16 protein-coding genes are annotated in these 17,393 nt (G+C 65.9%); 8 read left to right on the forward strand and 8 right to left on the reverse strand.

Annotated elements, in window-relative coordinates:
- Window positions 1–85: 85 nt before the first annotated feature.
- Complete coding sequence (locus ACSS7Z_RS07155; RefSeq protein ID WP_438253816.1) at window positions 86–835, reverse strand: IclR family transcriptional regulator; 750 nt, start codon at window positions 833–835, stop codon at window positions 86–88.
- Between the two features lie 106 nt (window positions 836–941).
- On the opposite strand from ACSS7Z_RS07155, the gene ACSS7Z_RS07160 reads away from it, so the two are divergent.
- From ACSS7Z_RS07160 to ACSS7Z_RS07170, 3 genes are read left to right on the forward strand one after another with little or no spacing between them, the layout of a single operon-like run.
- Window positions 942–2,822, forward strand: a complete 1,881-nt coding sequence (locus ACSS7Z_RS07160) for an FAD-dependent monooxygenase (RefSeq protein WP_438253817.1) — start codon at window positions 942–944, stop codon at window positions 2,820–2,822.
- A gap of 44 nt (window positions 2,823–2,866) precedes the next feature.
- Entirely contained in the window at window positions 2,867–3,307 is a 441-nt protein-coding gene (locus ACSS7Z_RS07165; protein WP_438253818.1) for a MarR family winged helix-turn-helix transcriptional regulator, read from the forward strand.
- 43 nt (window positions 3,308–3,350) lie between these two features.
- Window positions 3,351–4,007, forward strand: a complete 657-nt coding sequence (locus ACSS7Z_RS07170; protein ID WP_438253819.1) for a nucleotidyltransferase domain-containing protein — start codon at window positions 3,351–3,353, stop codon at window positions 4,005–4,007.
- Window positions 4,008–4,213: 206 nt separating this feature from the next.
- Here the strand turns inward: ACSS7Z_RS07170 and ACSS7Z_RS07175 are convergent, their stop codons facing one another.
- The 6 genes from ACSS7Z_RS07175 to ACSS7Z_RS07200 are packed head-to-tail and all read right to left on the reverse strand — an operon-like array spanning window position 4,214 to window position 11,480.
- Window positions 4,214–5,785 (reverse strand): FAD-dependent oxidoreductase, encoded by a 1,572-nt coding sequence (locus tag ACSS7Z_RS07175; protein ID WP_438253820.1) that lies wholly within the window; start codon window positions 5,783–5,785, stop codon window positions 4,214–4,216.
- Window positions 5,782–7,140 (reverse strand): FAD-dependent oxidoreductase, encoded by a 1,359-nt coding sequence (locus ACSS7Z_RS07180; RefSeq protein WP_438253821.1) that lies wholly within the window; start codon window positions 7,138–7,140, stop codon window positions 5,782–5,784. Before ACSS7Z_RS07180 ends, ACSS7Z_RS07175 begins: the two co-directional genes overlap by 4 nt.
- A complete protein-coding gene (locus ACSS7Z_RS07185) occupies window positions 7,137–8,531 on the reverse strand; it encodes an FAD-dependent oxidoreductase (protein WP_438253822.1) in 1,395 nt (464 codons plus the stop codon). The genes ACSS7Z_RS07180 and ACSS7Z_RS07185 overlap by 4 nt, the downstream gene beginning before the upstream one ends.
- A complete protein-coding gene (locus ACSS7Z_RS07190; protein ID WP_438253823.1) occupies window positions 8,528–9,898 on the reverse strand; it encodes an MFS transporter in 1,371 nt (456 codons plus the stop codon). Before ACSS7Z_RS07190 ends, ACSS7Z_RS07185 begins: the two co-directional genes overlap by 4 nt.
- A 50-nt stretch (window positions 9,899–9,948) precedes the next feature.
- Complete coding sequence (locus ACSS7Z_RS07195; RefSeq protein WP_438253824.1) at window positions 9,949–10,740, reverse strand: SDR family NAD(P)-dependent oxidoreductase; 792 nt, start codon at window positions 10,738–10,740, stop codon at window positions 9,949–9,951.
- A gap of 8 nt (window positions 10,741–10,748) precedes the next feature.
- The gene (locus ACSS7Z_RS07200; RefSeq protein ID WP_438253825.1) at window positions 10,749–11,480 is read right to left on the reverse strand and encodes an SDR family NAD(P)-dependent oxidoreductase; all 732 of its coding nucleotides are present in this window, start codon (window positions 11,478–11,480) and stop codon (window positions 10,749–10,751) included.
- A gap of 104 nt (window positions 11,481–11,584) precedes the next feature.
- Between ACSS7Z_RS07200 and ACSS7Z_RS07205 the strand changes: the two genes are divergently transcribed.
- Window positions 11,585–12,340, forward strand: a complete 756-nt coding sequence (locus ACSS7Z_RS07205) for an IclR family transcriptional regulator (RefSeq protein ID WP_438253826.1) — start codon at window positions 11,585–11,587, stop codon at window positions 12,338–12,340.
- Window positions 12,341–12,350: 10 nt separating this feature from the next.
- Here ACSS7Z_RS07205 and ACSS7Z_RS07210 read toward each other — a convergent pair whose 3' ends face one another.
- Window positions 12,351–13,265, reverse strand: a complete 915-nt coding sequence (locus ACSS7Z_RS07210) for a LysR family transcriptional regulator (protein ID WP_438253827.1) — start codon at window positions 13,263–13,265, stop codon at window positions 12,351–12,353.
- Window positions 13,266–13,385: 120 nt separating this feature from the next.
- Between ACSS7Z_RS07210 and ACSS7Z_RS07215 the strand changes: the two genes are divergently transcribed.
- The 4 genes from ACSS7Z_RS07215 to ACSS7Z_RS07230 are packed head-to-tail and all read left to right on the forward strand — an operon-like array spanning window position 13,386 to window position 17,391.
- Complete coding sequence (locus ACSS7Z_RS07215) at window positions 13,386–14,423, forward strand: amidohydrolase family protein (protein WP_438253828.1); 1,038 nt, start codon at window positions 13,386–13,388, stop codon at window positions 14,421–14,423.
- Between the two features lie 15 nt (window positions 14,424–14,438).
- Window positions 14,439–15,131, forward strand: coding sequence for a 4-carboxy-4-hydroxy-2-oxoadipate aldolase/oxaloacetate decarboxylase (ligK, locus tag ACSS7Z_RS07220; protein ID WP_438253829.1), 693 nt, complete (start codon window positions 14,439–14,441; stop codon window positions 15,129–15,131).
- 2 nt (window positions 15,132–15,133) lie between these two features.
- Window positions 15,134–16,069: an amidohydrolase family protein gene (locus ACSS7Z_RS07225; RefSeq protein WP_438253830.1), complete on the forward strand. Its 936-nt coding sequence runs from the start codon at window positions 15,134–15,136 to the stop codon at window positions 16,067–16,069.
- 2 nt (window positions 16,070–16,071) lie between these two features.
- Window positions 16,072–17,391: a protocatechuate 4,5-dioxygenase subunit alpha/beta gene (locus tag ACSS7Z_RS07230; RefSeq protein ID WP_438253831.1), complete on the forward strand. Its 1,320-nt coding sequence runs from the start codon at window positions 16,072–16,074 to the stop codon at window positions 17,389–17,391.
- The last annotated feature ends 2 nt before the right edge of the window (window positions 17,392–17,393 follow it).

Below are 17,393 nucleotides of genomic sequence, written 5' to 3' on the forward strand. Positions count from 1 at the left end.
CTCCTTCGACGGTGCCTAATGGATGCTACGCACCAGTGTGCCGCGAAGCATCGAGTCACCTCGGCGCAATCCCATTGAATGAGAGTCAGTGCGGCTGGCGCAGGTCCTGTTCGATTGCCCGGGCGGCGCCGATCAGCGCGTTGATCGCCGGCGTCGGTGCGGTGTCGCGGGGGAGGATGACCGACAGTGCGGCGATGACCTCGCCGTGATCGCGTACCGGCACGGCGACGCCGGTCGAGACGGCCTCGACGGAGCCGGGGGCAACGACGTAACCCCGCCGCCGGATCGAGGTGAGCTGCGCGCCGAGCGTCTCAGCATCCGTCACCGTCTCGGGTGAGACGGCGCGAAGGGGGCCGCTCAGCACGTGCATACGCACCTCGGGGTCGGCGTGCGCGAGCAGGACGAGGCCGGATGAGGAGGCATGCAGGGGCAGGCGCCCGGCGACGCGGGTGATGTTGGCGCCGGCATCCGGGTGGGAGAGGCGCTCGAGGAACAGTGCCTCCTCGTGCTCGAGCACGGCCAGCTGGGTGTGCTCGCGGATCAGGGCCTGCACCCGTTCCATGTGCGGGAGTGCGGCTTGGCGCAGGCGAAGTGCGGTCGAGCCGCGCAGGGCGAGTTCCCACAGGCGCATTCCGAGGCGGATGCGCATCTCTTCGTCGCGCTCGAGTAGGCCTGCGGTGACGAGGTCTCCGACGATCCGATGCGCGGTGGACGATGGGAGGCCTGCGCGTTCGGCGATCTCGGTGGCGGTCTGGATGGTCCGCTCGGTCGTGAATGTGTCGAGGACGCGCACGATGCGCTCGGTCATCGAGTCGCCGGAGCGGGAGTTCGCCATGGGGCTAGCTTCGCACGCACGGCGCGTGTACAATCGTTGGCACCCCAACTATCCCGAATCCTCGGAAACTTTCTCCGGCCGGCCCGGAGTGATCAAAGGAGATCTGATGCAGTTCTACCGCGACGGCTACCGCCCCGGAGACCCCGACATCCAGCCCGCAGCTGCCCAGGTCGCGGCTCGCGGCGCCGGGTTCCCCGAGCGGGTCGACGTGCTCATCGTGGGCACCGGGCCCGCCGGCACGGTGCTTGCAGCCCAGCTGGCTGAGTTCCCCGACATCACCACGCGCATCGTCGAGCGCCGCGAACAACCGCTGCAGGTCGGGCATGCCGATGGTGTGGCGTGCCGCACGGTCGAGATGTTCCAGGCCTTCGGGCTTGCCGACGCGCTCGTGCGCGAGGCTTACTGGGTCAACGAAGTGCGCTTCTGGGGGCCGTCCGAGCAGGATCGCTCGAAGATCGTCCGCACGGGCTGGGTGGAGGACACCCCCGAGGGGCTCAGCGAATTCCCGCACGTGATCGTCAACCAGGCGCGGATGCAGGAGTACCTGCTTGAGCACGCCGCGAACTCGGCGAGCAAGCTCGAAGCTGACTACGGTATCGAGTTCACGGGTTTTGAGATGAACGACTCCGAGTATCCGGTGACCGCCCGGCTGCGCCGGGCCGATGGCGACGAGTTCGTCGTGCAGGCGAAGTACGTGATCGGATGCGACGGCGCTCGCAGCAACGTGCGCCGCTCACTTGGAATTGAGCTCCAGGGCGACGCTGCCAACCACGCCTGGGGCGTCATGGATGTTCTGGCAACCACCGATTTCCCGGACTGGCGCACCAAGAACGTCGTGCAGTCGGCCGGCAAAGGAAGCCTGCTCATGATCCCGCGCGAGGGCGGCAACATGGTGCGGTGCTACGTCGATCTCGGTGAGGTCGCGGCTGGTGACAGCGACATCCGCAACAAGACAGCCGAGGAGCTGCGCGAGGTCGCGAATGCCATCCTGCATCCGTACACGATCGACGTGCGGCAGGTCGCATGGTCGAGCGTTTACGAGGTCGGCCAGCGTCTCGCCGATCGCTTCGACGATCTGACAGCGGATGCTCCGGCGGATGCCGTTCCGCACCTCTTCGTCGCCGGCGACGCCTGCCACACGCACAGCGCGAAGGCTGGCCAGGGGATGAACGTCTCGATGCAGGACGCCTTCAACCTCGGGTGGAAGCTCGCCGCCGTCCTGCAGGGGCGATCGGATGCCACGCTGCTGCGCACATACTCCGAGGAGCGCCAGACGATCGCCGCCGATCTCATCGCGTTCGACAAGTACTGGTCGACCTTCATCGCGCAGCCGGCGCTGGATCCCGAGCATCCGGAGCGCGGCGGTGTCTCGCCCGCCGACATGCAGGCGGAGTTCGCTCGCCAGGGCCGATACACGGCAGGACTCGCGACGAAGTACACGCCGTCGACACTTACCGGGGCATCCGACCATCAGCAGCTTGCGACCGGATTCGAAGTCGGCGCACGCTTCCACTCGGCGCCCGCGCGGCGGGTCGCAGATGCGCGCCGGATGGAGCTCGGTCACTCGCACCGTGCCGATGGTCGCTGGCGCATCTACGCCTTCGGCGACGCCTCTGGGGCGGCACTGCGGGAGTTCGCCACGTGGCTGAGTGACGGAGCGGACTCGCCGGTGCGCGCGTTCACCGCAGCGGATGCCGATATCGACAGCGTCATCGACGTGCACGCCGTCTTCCGCGGCTCACACCATGACATCGACGTCACGGCTCTGCCCGAGCTGCTGCTTCCGACGTCGGGTCCGCTGGGGTTGCAGGACTGGGAGAAGGCGTGGGCCACCGACGCCAAGGACGACATCTTCGCCGCTCGCGGGATTGCGGCGGAGGGTGCGATCGTCGTGGTTCGTCCGGATCAGTACGTAGCCCACGTGCTTCCGCTGTCGGCGCGCGAGGAGCTGACCGAGTTCTTCGCGGGGTTCCTGCTGCCTGCGTGAACCTGCGTCACTGATCGAGATTGGCTGAGAGGATGGATGCCGTGATGACCATGGCCGACCTCCCCGAACCGCAGCGCCACGTCGGAAACCTCATCCGGCGCGCGCAGCAGCTGCATCTGGCGACCTGGGCGCGCGTGGCTTCGAGCGAGATCACGAGCGCGCAGTACAGCATCCTCGCGGTGCTGGACCGTCTCGGCGAGGCGAGCCAGCGTGAGCTGTGCGACGAGGTCGACCTCGACCGATCGACGATCGCCGACCTTGTGCGGCGCATGGAGAAGGCCGGGCTCATCGCGCGCCGCCGCGCCGAGGGGGATGCGCGCCGGAACGTCGTCACGCTCACCGAGCTCGGGGAAGCGGAGCGTGCGCGCCTCGTGCCCCTGGTGATCGAGGTGCAGCGCGAGCTCACCGTGAACCTGGGATCCAGTGAGGTCGACGGGCTCTTCCGCGGGCTCTGGCAGATGTTGGAGACCGCGCCGCGCTCGTGACTGCTGGGCATGGTTGCTGAGGTTCGAGCGGTAGCCTTCAAACATGCCATTCTCCGTGCTCGCCGCCGCAACTCCGTGGGCGCCGCTGACGCCGGAGCGCGCCGCCGCCCTGCTCGCGGGTAGCGAGGTGCGCTGGTGGCTGTCTGGTGGAGTCGCGCTGGATCGCTGGCTCGGCCAGCCGGTCCGCGAGCGTTCCAACATCGACGTGAGTGTCGTCGCATCCGACCTCGCGGCGCTCATCGCAAGCCTGCCTGCTGGATTCAGTGCCTGGGCGCCGGCCGAGGGCGAGGACGAGTACATTCCGTTCGCGGATGCCCCGACGGATGCTGACCTTCAGCCGGTGCTCGTGCGTGATGACGAGCAGGATGCTTGGGTGCTGCAGATCAACGCCGAGGACGGCGCTCCGCGCGCCTGGACGTACAAGCGTGACCCGCGACTAACCCTTCCATGGGATCGTGCGGTGCTCGACATCGACGGCATCCCCACCGGTGCGCCTGAGGTGCAGCTGGTCTGGAAGGCGCTGCGCCCGCGCCCGGAAGACACGATCGACAAGGATGCGGTGCTGCCCAGTCTCTCGCCGGAGGCGGTCACGTTCTACGAGACGGCCCTGCTGCGCATCCACCCGCACTCGACGTGGGCGATCCACGTGCGCAGCCCCTTCGCGCCGGCGAAGGCAAGTTGGAACAAGAAGAAGCCGTAGCCTGCCCCGCGAGAAACGCCTTTCTGCATGAGAAAGGTGCTGCTGGCCCATGTCCCATGCTGAAAGCCATTTCTCGCGGACGGCTGGGCGACTTTACGTGAATTGAAGCGACTCGTCAGTTGAATTCACGATAAGTTGACACGTCGCTCGCGTCTAGGCCGGCGCGCGTCGATCGTCACAAGAAGAACCGCCCCGGAAACCGGGGATCACTGGATGACGCTCAGCTCCGAAACCGGCGTCTCGAGAACGGATCCCTTCGCCCCGACGGAGGTGAGATCGGTGCGCGGGGAAGCCTGAGCGGCGTGGCGTCCGGCGATCCGACCAGAGACCATCGCCCAGCCGATATGCAGACCGTGGTTCAGCAACTGCAGTCCGCCCTGCCCCGTGGAGCCGGCAGCGTACAGCCCGGGAATCGGAGCGCCCTCCGGCGTCGTGACCTTCAGCGTCGTGTCGACGGCGAGCCCGCCGTCGGCAAGAGTGATGTAAGACTGCATCGGACCGAGCGCGTAGTACGGGCCCTCGCTGATACCCGCGCCGAACGAGGTGCGTCCGAACTCCGGGTCCTCTCCTGCCGCCCCATACTCGCGAACCTTCTGGATCGTCGTGCGGAGCCGGGCCGGATCGATCCCGGCCTTCGATGCGAGCTCCTCGATCGTGTCGGCCTTGTGGAACATGTCAGGACGGTAGCGTGCGTAGTCTCCGACGTAGGCGTAGGCGACACCGGGGAACGTCGAAACCGGGTTCGGCCACGCTGAGAACCGCTTTGCGAGCGCTTCGTCGAACACCATGTATCCCCGGTTGCTATCTGCCGCGACTCCGCGAGCAAGCAGCTTGTCGGAGTCTTCATTCGCGACGCGCTGTCCCTGCTCGTTGACGAGGATGGCGCCGGCGGCATACATGGTGTTGTTCGGCCCGACCCAGCTCGTGAGCGCTCCGCGCAGGAGCACTGCGAGGAGGCGCTTGGGTAGTCGCTCGGCGACCAGGCGCACCAGACGCGAGACTGACGGATGCGACGGCAGCAGCTTGATCGGATCAGGGAAGCGCCCTGGCGGGAAGCGCAGCCCCTCATAGAGGCGGTCCATCTGCAGCATCACGCCGCCGACGTCGCTGCCCAGACGGAACCCGTCTCCCGTGTTGCTCTTGTTCACGGCGGGCACGCGCGCGGCGTCCTCGCCGACATACGCTGCCTTGAGATCGGTCGCGGCAGAGTAGTCGCCTGTCGCGAGCACGACAGCACGACGGCCGAAGTACTCCACGCCGTTCGCGCTCGCGCCGATGACCTCGCCATCGGCGTTGCGCAGCAGCCGGTCTACGCGGACGTTCGTGACGACCTGCACACCACGCTTGCGCGCCTCGCGCAGCAGTGCCGTCACATACGCGCCCGCGTTAGGCAGCACGTTGTGCATGCGGGGCTTCTCGTATGGAGGCTCGGGAGTCGGGCCGAGGAACTGCACGCCGATACTGGAGAGCCATTCGAGTGTTGCCCCGGCGTTCTCGGCCAGCACGCGCCTCAGTGCGACGTTCTCGCGCGCCTCGTCCTTGCCGTTGGCGACCTTCATGTCTTCGATGAACAGATCGATCGAATCGTTAACGCCGGCGCGGTATTGGTACGCGGTGTTCGCCGCGGTGAAGCTGCCCACCGACATTCCGGTGCTGCCACCGGGGCGGGCGCATTTCTCGAGGACGATGCTCTTCGCACCGCTGGTCGCGGCGGAGATCGCGGCCGTGAGACCAGATCCGCCGCCGCCGATGACCAATACGTCTGTCGTCACACTCATTCGTGCGTCCTTTCCAAGAGGGCGGCGTCAGCGGCACTGCTGCCAGCCCACCGTCCGGTGATGTAAGCGGGGGCCAATCCGCCCGCGTATCCGACGTTCGACAGTCCGCCGATATCTGCCCCTGCCGCATAGAGCCCGGGGATCGGTGCACCGTCCGGATCGAGCGCCTCCCCGCGCGTCGAGATCGACACACCCCCGAAGGTGAAAGTGATCGACGGCTGCACCATGAGCGCATGGAATGGTCCGGTCTGCGGAGCTCGGGCGCTCGCTGAGACGGGGATGCCCGATGCCCACCCAGCACCGGTATCGGCCGCGGAGCGATACGCATCAAGAGTGGAAGCGAGGGTCGTGGCATCCACACCCCAGGAGGCGATCTGCGCGATAAGACCATCGAGCGTGTCGGCGCTCGCCCACAGTCCGCCGGCCGCCTTCGCCGTCTCGAACCTGTCGGTGGCGCCGAGGCCGGGGAACGGTTCCTGCCGCGCTTCGGTGAGGTGCACGTGCTCGTCGAAGATCAGTACTCCGCGACTTTCCGGCTGGCCGAGCACGATCTGATTGATGATCTCGTCACCGAGCGTCTCGTCGACGAAGCGCTCGCCGCGGAGATTCACGAACAGGGTGGACCCTGAGTAGTACTGCGAGTACGGCAGGTAGTGCTCTGGTTCGAAGGTCTCCAGCGGCCAGGGAACGAGGTGGCCGTAGTACGACGCCATGGATCGGCTGCCGCCGGCGCCCGCCGCGCGGGCCATGCGCAGGCCGTCTCCCACATTCCCGACGTGCGAGCGCATCAGCAAGTTGTCGGCCTGCGGGCCGATGTAGCGGGTCAGCATCTCCGGGTCACGACCGAATCCGCCGGTCGCGAGTATGACACTCGCCGCGCGGTACTCGACCGGGCCGTCGGCGGTTGACGCGACGACACCCGTCACGCGGCCGCCGACGATGAGGAGTTCCCGCACCGGAGCGTCGGCCACGATCATGCCGCCGGCAGTGGTGACAGCATCCCGGCACGCTGCGAGAATCGCGTGGATGTCGGTGGAGTACCCGATCCCGAAGGTCATGATGTCGCTCGTCGGCTCGTCGGCCACTCGTGCACCTGTTGCACGAACCTCTGCGATCGCATCCGGGAAGTCCGTCACCACGCGCTCGCCGAGAATCGCATCGCCCTGGGGGATACGGCGCTGATACGAATCCAGGTCCGGCGCTGTCCATAGCATCCCCGCCGACAGTGCCGCCGATCCACCGAACGTCGCTGACTTCTCCAGCACTGCGACTCGCGCGCCTGCGCGTGCGGCCGCTGCCGCGGCGGACGAACCGCCGATGCCCGAGCCGACCACGATGACGTCGAAGGAGTTCACGCCGCAGCTCCCGCGTCGGATGTCCCGGACCGCTCCGCAGCCTGACAGGCAACGTGCAGTCCGAAGATCGCGCCCTTCCCGAGCGAAGTGCCGGTCATGTACGCCGCACCGTGGAAGCCGCCGACGACTTCACCGATCGCGTAGAGCCCCGGGATGACCTCACCCTCGACATCGACGACCTCGGCATCCGGTGTGACCTTCACCCCGCAGTACGTCGTCGTCATGAGTGACTTCGCCGGGTAGGCGTAGAACGGCGCCTTCGTGATCGTGCGCAACTCGCCGATTCCGTTGCAGAGGCTCTCCCGGCCGAGTTCATCTGCTGTGCCATCGGCCACCGCGCGGTTGTAGCGCGCGACCGTCTGAACCAGCTGATTGCCATCGATGCCGACGATCTCCGCGAGCTCTTCGAGAGTGTCGGCGTGGTGCAGGTGACCGAGCGACTCGATCGCCTCCATATCTTTCAGCGGGATGCCGGGGTGCGACTTCGCGCGGACGTCGGCGTCGAAGATCTGCACTCCGAGACCGTCTTCCTCGTCGAGGACCGCGCGGCCCAGAGTCTTGTACGACTGCGACTCGTCGGTGAAGCGCTCGCCCGCCCGGTTCACGATGATCGCGCCCATGTAATAGGCGGTGAGCAGTTCATGCACATGGCCCGTCTCGGGGTGCGAGCCGTACGTTCCGCTCACGAAGGACATATCGGCCATGTCTGCGCCGAGCTTCCACGCCATCCGCAGGCCATCTCCGGTGTTGCCTTTGCCACCGAAGGGGATCGCTGCAAGTTGCTCGGGTGCGAAGATTTCCATCAGTTCGTTGCCGCGGGTGAACCCGCCGGTCGCGATGACCACGCCCTGGCGGGCGATCACGTCGATCTCGCCATCGGATGACGCAAGGGTCGCGCCCGTGACGCGGCCGGATGCGTCTGTGATCAGACGAACCGCGCGATGTTCGCGCAGCGTCGTGCCCCCGGCCGTGTCGAATTGCTCGTGCAGTCCTGCCATCACCTCGGTGATCGCCGTGTTGTGGCTCCGCTTCGCCGACTGGCCTGAGCTGATCTCGATCTCGCGGAACTGCACGCCGTGCTCCTTGAGCCAGTGATACGCCGCATCCTGACGATCCAGATACGCGTGCAGGAGGGCGGGGTCGTTGCGGAACTCACCGACCTCCTGCATGTCCTTGAGGAACAGCTCGGTGGAGTCCTCTTCACCCTCTTCGCGTTGCTCTTCGGTGTCACTGAAGGCGAACCAGCCGCCGCTCATCACGGTCGACCCGCCGAGGTCAGCGGTCTTTTCAGCGAGGATGACGTCAAGGCCGGCTTCTGCCGCGGCAGTGGCAGCGGTCTGCCCGGCGATGCCGCTGCCGAGGACGAGAAGATCTGCGGTGCGCGTGGTCATCGGTTCGTCCGTGCCGTTCGCTGGGGGGCGCGTGCCGTGTTCTGTGCAACGCCCAGCTCGTCGAGCGGCGTCTTGTAGGTCTCGCGGCCCGAAGCGATCGCGATCGCCGAGATCACACACGCGATGCTCGTGAACACGGCGGCCGGCCACCAGGCATCGCTGTTCGCGGTGGAGATGGCCTGGATGATGACGGGCGAGAATCCGGTCAGCACGAGTCCCAGTTGCAGACCGACGGCCATACCGGTCACGCGGTAGCGCACGTTGAACAGCTCGCTGAAGTACGCCGGGTACACCGAGTTCGTCGCCGCGAAGCCGATTGAGACGCACAGCAGCACGCCGACGAAGATCATCGGGATGTTCGCCTCGCCGACTGCCCAGAAGAACAGCCAGACAGCCGCGGCGCCGAAGAGGTTGCCGCCGATCAGTACGGGCTTGCGACCGATCTTGTCGCTGAGGCTGGCGAACAGGGGCTGCGTGACGAGCGCGACGACATAGCCGACGATCACGACCCACAGCATGGTGCCAGCTTCGATCCCGGCGATGTTGGTCGCGTACGTCAGTCCGTAAACCGGAACGGTGGTGCTGATCACGACGAGGAAAGCGGCGAAGATGACGCGGACCACGTCGGCAGGCTGATGGCGGAGCACCTCGCCGAGCGGGATCTTGGCGGTGGTTCCCATCTCCTTCTCGACGGTGAACGCTTCGGTGTCGCGCACCGTGCGACGGATGATGAGGCCGACGACAAGGATGAGTGCGCTCAGCCAGAACGGTACGCGCCAGCCCCACGAGAGCAGCTGGTCTTCGGGGAGGGCCGCGACGCCGATGAATGCGAGCGTGGCGAGGATGTAACCCACCCAGATGCCATTGATCGCCCATGAGGTGTAGAGCGCTCGGCGGTCCGCCGGAGCGTGCTCGAGGGTCAACGAGGATGCGCCGGAGAGCTCACCGCCCACGGACAGGCCCTGGCACAGGCGCAGCACGATGAGCAGCGTGGGGGCGAGGATGCCGACGCTGTCGTACGAGGGCAGGCAGCCGATGAGGAACGTCGCGATACCCATGACGAGCAGCGTCAGGATCATGATGTTCCGTCGGCCGAAGCGGTCGCCCAGGTGGCCTGCGAGGAAACCGCCGACCGGGCGCGCGATGTACGCCACGCCATACAGTCCGAGGGCGTAGAGCAGGCCCGTGGCGCCGGCATCCGGGAAGAAGACGCGTGCGAAGACGAGCGCCGACGCGGATGCGTAGATGTACATGTCGTAGTACTCGAGCGCGGAGCCGATGAAACCCGCGAGCGAGGAGCGCTTGCTCTGGTTTCCCGGAGCGCGCATGCTCGCCGTTTCGGTGAGGATTTTTGTCTTCGTTGACATCGGGAGGTTCCTGATTCTGTGGTTGTTCGGTGGATGGGGAAGCTGGTCGCTCAGCAGGTGAGCATGCCGCCGTTGACGTCGAGGCTCGCGCCCGTGATGTACGAGGCGTTGTCGCTGATGAGGAACTCGATCGCGTCCGCGATCTCACTCGGCTGGGCGAAGCGTGCCATCGGAACCTGCCCGATCATCTGCTGCGCCTCGGCCGATGGCACCCCGCCAGTCATCTGCGTCTGTACGAATCCGGGCGCGACGCCGTTGACGCGGATGTGGAAGCTCGAGAGCTCACGCGACAGTGAGGCGGTCACGTTCTGCAGAGCGCCCTTCGAGGCGGCGTATGCGATGGATGACGGAAGGAAGGGCGGGAATGTGTCGCTCGGGAGACCGCCGGTGCCGAGGCGCGACACGATCGAGAGGATATTGACGATGGATGCCGATCCGTCTGTTGGCATGTGCCGGAAGGCTTCTTGCACCAACAGCAGCGGCGCCTTCACATTGACGGCCATCACGAGATCCCATTCGTCGGGAGAGACGTCGTAGAACGGACGCTTGCGCCCTTCGTCCTTGGGAGAGATTCCAACCCCGTTGACGAGAACGCTCAGCGTCCCGAGTTCGCGGGCGGCCTCGACGGCGGCGCGGTTCGTTTCGGGGCTGGTGAGATCTCCGGTGACCACTCGGTGGCCACCGTTCGGTGTGGGAAGGGATGCTCCGACGGCTTCGGCCGAATCGGCGGAGGCGTCGGCGATAACGACCCGGTAGCCGACCGAGGCGAGTCGCTCGGAGACGATGCGGCCAATGCCGCCGCCTCCGCCCGTGACGATCGCGCTGCGCGTGGTGGTGTTCATAAGTGCTCCTAGTAGGTGGCCCGGCCACCGGAGGCGTCGAAGACGAAGCCCGTAGTGAACGAGGAATCGGGAGAGGCGATGTAGGCGACAAGGCCGGCGATCTCTTCGGCCGTGCCGAACCTGCCCATCGGAATGAGCGACTTCTGCACCTCGCGACGCTCTGCCGTCATCCCCTGGATAAGGGGGGTGTCGATGGATGCCGGGGCGATGGCGTTGACGGTCACGCCGCTTGCCGCGTACTCGCGGCCGATCGCCTTGACCATGCCGATGACTCCCGCCTTTGATGCGGAGTAGGCGGCCATCTGCGGGTTGCCCTCCTTGCCGGCGATCGAGGCGATGTGGATGATCCGGCCAAAGCCCTGTGGCACGAGGTGCGCAAGTGCGGCCCGCGTGACGGCGAACGCACCGCCGAGGTTCAGTCCGACGATCCGGGAGAAGGTTGCTTGATCGGTCTCGAGGGTGGGCGCGACCGGGCCGAGGATGCCGGCGCAGTTCACGACGATGTCGAGGTGCGCGAGGTGTGCGGATGCTTCGGCGATGGCACGCGCGACGCCTTCGGGGTCAGTGACGTCTATCGAGCTGGTAGTCGCGCCGAGGTCAGCGGGCCATTGTGCGGTGGCGAGATCAAGGGCGACGACCTCGATGCCGTCTGCGACGAGTCGGCGCACGATGGCCGCGCCCATTCCGCTCGATGCGCCGACGACGATAGCGCCGCGGTCTGCGTCTGTTCTGATCGGCATTGAATCCTCAAACTTCATCGTTCGTTGGGGTACGGAGTTTTTCCCGGACGTTGCGATGATAGAGGGATATTGCGCGCTAAGCAATGCAAGGTAGTCTGTTTTGCGTGATACGCAAAGATGCTCCGCGAGTTGAGTCCGTCCACCGGGCGCTTGTCCTGCTGAAACTCCTGATCGAAGAAGGAAATCTGGGGGTGACGGAAGCGGCAGCGGCGCTCGATGTCAATGCCTCGACTGCGCAGCGTCTGCTCGCGACGCTCGTGCAGGACGGCTTTGCCGCGCAGGGGCGCGATCGTCGGTACTCGGTCGGGCCCGCTCTGCATAACCCCGGCCTTTCGACACGGATTCCGCAGCTGACCGATCGACTGCGTCCGGCGCTGGAAGACCTCTTCGAGCGGACGGGGGAGACTGTGCATGTCGCCGCGCTCGTCGGCACGCGCATTCTGCACTTGGACGGCATTGAGGCGCGCACGCACATTCTGCGCTTCGGACTGCGCGTAGGAGTGTGGCTCCCAGCGCACGTCACGTCCGGTGGAAAGGTTCTGCTGGCGGATCTGACCGACGAAGAGGTCGACGCGCGTTACAAAGTCGCCCTGGCGAGCCCAAGAGCGCAGCACGTCGGTGTCGACCTGGATTCGCTTCGGGAGCAGCTCGATGATGTGCGCCGATCGCGGATCGCATGGAACTTCGAAGAGAGCGAGCCGGGCGTCGCCGCGCTGTCGATCTCGGTCGGGGAATTCGGAGGTCAGCGCGTGGCCTTCAGTATTGCGCTGCCGATCGCCCGCTTCACCCGCGAACTCGGCGAGAAGTGGATGCAGGATCTCATCGAGGTGGCGGACGCCGTCGCCGGGCGGCGTTCCTAAGAAGAATCCGTCACGCGGGCCTGCGCCGGTACTCGCCGGCGGCGACGGCGTCGAGCACCACGTGACGGAACCACTTCTGGGCCGGTGACAGGCTCGCCTCGCGCCGGGTGTACAGCGAGACCGGCGTCGACTGCGCGGGCCACGGAAGATCGGTGATCCGCAGCCCTTGGAACCATCCGCTGAACACCTCGGCGACGTGCCTCGGCAGCAGTACGACGAGGTCGGTGGCCTGCAGCACAGCGGGCACGGTCGCGTACTCCTCGACCGTGAGTGCGACCTGCGACATGAGCGCGTGCTCGGTCAGCACCTGCAACGGGAACACGTGCCCCCCGCGCGCTGAGACGCGCACGAAATGACGTCCGGCGAACATGTCCGCCCCGGTCAGGGGTAACGGATGCGCAACTGAGGTCAGCGCCACGTATTCGACGGCTCGCACGTGCGTGCGCCACAGCCGCGGACTGCCGATCATCGAAACGGTCATCGCCAGGTCGATCGTGCCGCGGATCAGTCCGTCCTCGACCTGATCAGAATCCAATCGTTGCACCTGCAGGTGCGGACTCGCCGCTTCCCGGGCGAGTGCCGCCATGATCGGCGGCAGGAACGTCTGCTCGCCGATCGAGGTGAGCCCGAGCGCCAGCTCGCCGCTGAACCCGGCGGGCTCGAACGCATCCGGATCGCTGACCGTTTCGTCGATCTGCGCGAGGGCTTCGTGCAGCGGGGCGAACAATGCAGTGGCTTTCGCCGTCGGCACCATGTCCCGCCCCTCACGGCGGAACAGCTCATCGCCGAACTTCTCGCGCAGGCGCCGCAGGGTGTAGCTGACGGTCGGCTGCGTCACGTGCAGGCGTTCGGCAGCGGCTGTCACGCTGCGCAACTCGTAGAGCACGACGAAGGTGCGCAGCTGGTTGAGATCCGCCATGACCATGTATAGAGCGTATCTATAGTTTGGGTGCAAAACATCTATTGGACTGTATGGAAACGGCGACCTAGAGTCGTGAGCAACAGCATCCGAGTGACAGCATCCGAGTGACAAGGACGACACACGTTGATCATTGACATCCACGGCCATTACACGACGGCTCCCGCGCAGGTCGGCGCTTGGCGTGAACAGCAGATCGCCTTCACGAAGGGCGAGGGCGACGCTCCTGACCCCGCCGCGCTCGAGGTCAGCGACGACGACATCCGCGAGAGCATCGAGAAGAATCAGCTCCGCCTGATGAACGAACGCGGCAGCGACCTCACCGTCTTCAGCCCGCGTGCATCGTTCATGGCGCACCACATCGGCGACCGTGAAGTCAGCGCGACCTGGGCACGCATGTGCAACGACCTCGTCGCACGCGTCAGCTCGCTGTTCCCCGACCGGTTCATGATGGGCGCCATGCTCCCGCAGTCCCCGGGCGAGGACCCGAAGACCACCGTCGCGGAGATCACTCGCGCCGTCGAGGAGCTCGGGGCTGTCACGGTCAACATCAACCCCGACCCGTCGGCCGGCCGCTGGACGTCCCCGGCGATCACCGACCGGTCCTGGTACCCGATCTACGAGAAGCTCGTCGAGTACGAGCTCCCGGCCATGATCCACGTGAGCTCCACGTGCATGCCCGACGTGATGCACACCACCGGTGACCACTACCTCAACGCCGACACGACGGCCTTCATGCAGCTGATCCGCGGCGGCGACACCCTCTTCAAGGATTTCCCCGACCTGAAGCTCGTCATCCCGCACGGCGGCGGGGCGATCCCTTACCACTGGGGCCGCTTCCGCGGACTCGCGATGGCACTCGGCAAGCCCGAGCTCGAGGAATACCTGCTCGACAACGTCTACGTCGACACCTGCGTCTATCACCAGCCCGGTATCGACCTGCTGACCGACGTCATCCCCACCGACAACATCCTGTTCGCGAGCGAGATGATCGGCGCGGTCCGCGACATCGATCCGCGCACCGGTCACTACTTCGACGACACCAAGAAGTACGTCGACGCCACCGCGAACCTCACCGACACCCAGCGGGCCCAGGTCTTCGAGGGCAACGCCCGCCGCGTCTACCCGCGCCTTGACCGCGCCCTGACCGCTCGCGGTCTCTGAGAACGAGAGAAGAAAATGCGACTGAATAACCTCGGCATCGTCCACACGAACATCCAGCGCCCCGACCCCGATGACGTCGCGCGCCTGTCGAAGTTCGGCGTTGCGACCATCCACGAGGCGATGGGCCGCGTCGGCCTCATGCGCCCCTACATTCGTCCCGTCTACAAGGGTGCGGCGATGTGCGGTCCCGCCGTCACCGTTCTGCTGCAGCCCGGTGACAACTGGATGTTCCACGTCGCTGCCGAGCAGGTGCAGGAGGGTGACGTGATCGTCGCCGGCTGCACCACCGAGAGCGAAGACGGATTCTTCGGAGACCTGCTCGCCACCTCCCTCACCGCTCGTGGCTGCAAGGGCCTCGTAATCGACGGCGGCGTTCGCGATGTTGAGGACCTCGAGAAGATGGGCTTCCCGGTCTTCTCCCGCGCGATCAACTCCAAGGGCACCGTCAAGGCCACGCTCGGTTCCGTCAACGTGCCGGTCGTCGCAGCCAATGCCCTGGTCAACCCGGGAGACGTGATCGTCGCCGATGTCGACGGTGTCGTTGTGGTTCCGCGCGAGCTCGTCGGCGCGGTAGCGGATGCCAGCCAGAAGCGCGAAGACAACGAAGAGGAAAAGCGCCAGAAGTTCCGCGACGGTGTCCTCGGACTCGACCTGTACGGCATGCGCGAGCCGCTCGCCAAAGCCGGCCTGGAATATGTGGAGGACTGAGCATGGCGCACGGTGACACCACGGGTGACTTCACGAAGTCAGAAGGCTGGCTGGACTGGTACGACGGTCCCACGAAGCCGACGTTCACCCTGCCCGCAGGAGCCGTCGATGCGCACTGCCATGTCTTCGGCCCTGGCGCGGAATTCCCCTACGCCCCCGAGCGCAAGTACACCCCGTGCGATGCTTCGGCTGAGCAGCTGTTCGCACTGCGCGACCACCTCGGTTTCGACCGCAACGTCATCGTGCAGGCCACCTGCCACGGCGCAGACAACTCCGCACTCGTCGACGCGCTGAACCGCAGCGAGGGCCGTGCCCGTGGCGTCGCCACCGTTCGCCGCGACGTGACCGACGAGCAGCTCGCCGAGTTGCATCAGGCGGGCGTTCGCGGTGTGCGCTTTAACTTCGTCAAGCGTCTCGTCGACCGGGTCCCCACCGACTCGCTTGACGACATCGTTCAGAAGATCACGCCTCTCGGATGGCATGTGGTCATCTACTTCGAGGCAGAGGATCTTCCCGAGCTCTACGACTTCTTCTCCAGCATCCCGGCGCCCGTCGTCGTCGACCACATGGGTAGGCCTGACGTCACGAAGGACGTCGACGGCGAAGAGTTCGGCCTGTTCTTGCGCTTCATGCGCGAGAACGACAACGTGTGGACCAAGGTGTCGTGCCCGGAGCGGCTGAGCGTCGCCGGTCCCCGCGCCCTTAATGGTGAGCAGCAGGCGTACAGTGACGTCGTGCCGTTCGCCCGTCGCGTGGTTGAGGAGTTCCCCGACCGCGTGCTGTGGGGCACCGATTGGCCCCACCCCAACCTGAAAGACCACATGCCTGACGACGGGCTGCTGGTCGATTACATCCCCCAGATCGCGACGACGCCCGAGCTGCAGAAGAAGCTGCTCGTGGACAATCCGCGCCGCCTCTATTGGCAAGAAGGAGAATGACCATGGCACTCGATAAGCCGTACAAGGACATTCCTGGCACCACGATTTATGATGCCGACCAGGCCCGCAAGGGCTACCACCTCAACCAGTTCTCGATGTCGCTGATGAAGCCGGAGAACCGTGCGCGCTTCCTCGCCGACCAGGAGGCCTACCTCGACGAGTGGCCGCTGAACCCGGTGCAGCGTCAGGCCGTGCTCGACATGGACATGAATACCATGATCGCTGAGGGCGGGAACATCTACTTCCTCAGCAAGATCGGCGCCACGCATGGGTTGAGCTTCCAGCAGATGGCCGGCTCCATGACCGGCATGAGCGAGGCCGCGTACCGCGACATGATGGTCGGCGGTGGGCGGCGCCCCGAGGGCAACCGTCTGAAGGATCTGGACGGCTGGACCCCTCCTGCGCCCGGCGAGAAGGCCGAGACCTTCCGCCCGAATGCGCCAGCGAAGTACACCTCCGCGTTGTTCACCTCGCACGTGCCGGCTATCGGTGCCGCGATGGATCTCGGCAAGACCGAAGAGCCGTACTGGAAGAAGGTTTTCGACGGCTACCAGTGGACGCGCTCGTGGGTGAAGGACGAGAAGCCCGACGTCGTCATCCTGGTTTACAACGACCACGCCACCGCCTTCGACGCGTCGATCATTCCGACCTTCGTGCTCGGTACGGGCGCCGAGTATCCGGTTGCTGATGAGGGCTACGGCCCGCGTCCGGTTCCGGACGTCAAGGGTTACCCGGAGCTTGCTGCGCACATCGCCCAGTCGGTCATCCAGGATGACTTCGACCTCACCCTCGTCAACGAGATGGTCGTCGATCACGGCCTGACCGTTCCGCTGTCGCTCGTGTTCGGTGAGCTCAGCCCCGAGGAGCAGTGGCCCGTGCGGGTCATCCCGCTGGCGGTGAACGTCGTGCAGTACCCGGTGCCGTCCGGACGTCGTTGCTACGAGCTGGGCAAGGCACTGCGCCGCGCGCTGGACAAATGGGACGGCGAAGAGCTCAACGTGCAGATCTGGGGCACCGGCGGCATGAGCCACCAGTTGCAGGGCCCGCGCGCCGGCCTCATCAATGAGGAGTGGGACAACGCGTTCCTGGACCACCTCATCGAGGACCCGCTGGGGCTGACCGAATGGCAGCACATGGAGTACGTTGACGAGGCGGGCTCTGAGGGCATCGAACTCGTGGACTGGCTCATCGCCCGCGGTGCGATGGATGACCAGTTCGGTGGGGATGCCCCGGAGCTGAATCACCGGTTCTACCATGTGCCCGCGTCGAATACGGCGGTCGGACACCTGGTGCTAACCAACCCGTCCGCCCAGAAGGAGTAATG

Origin of the sequence: Microbacterium wangyouchuni (assembly GCF_051546305.1) — a bacterium.
In the GTDB taxonomy this organism is placed as follows: domain Bacteria; phylum Actinomycetota; class Actinomycetes; order Actinomycetales; family Microbacteriaceae; genus Microbacterium.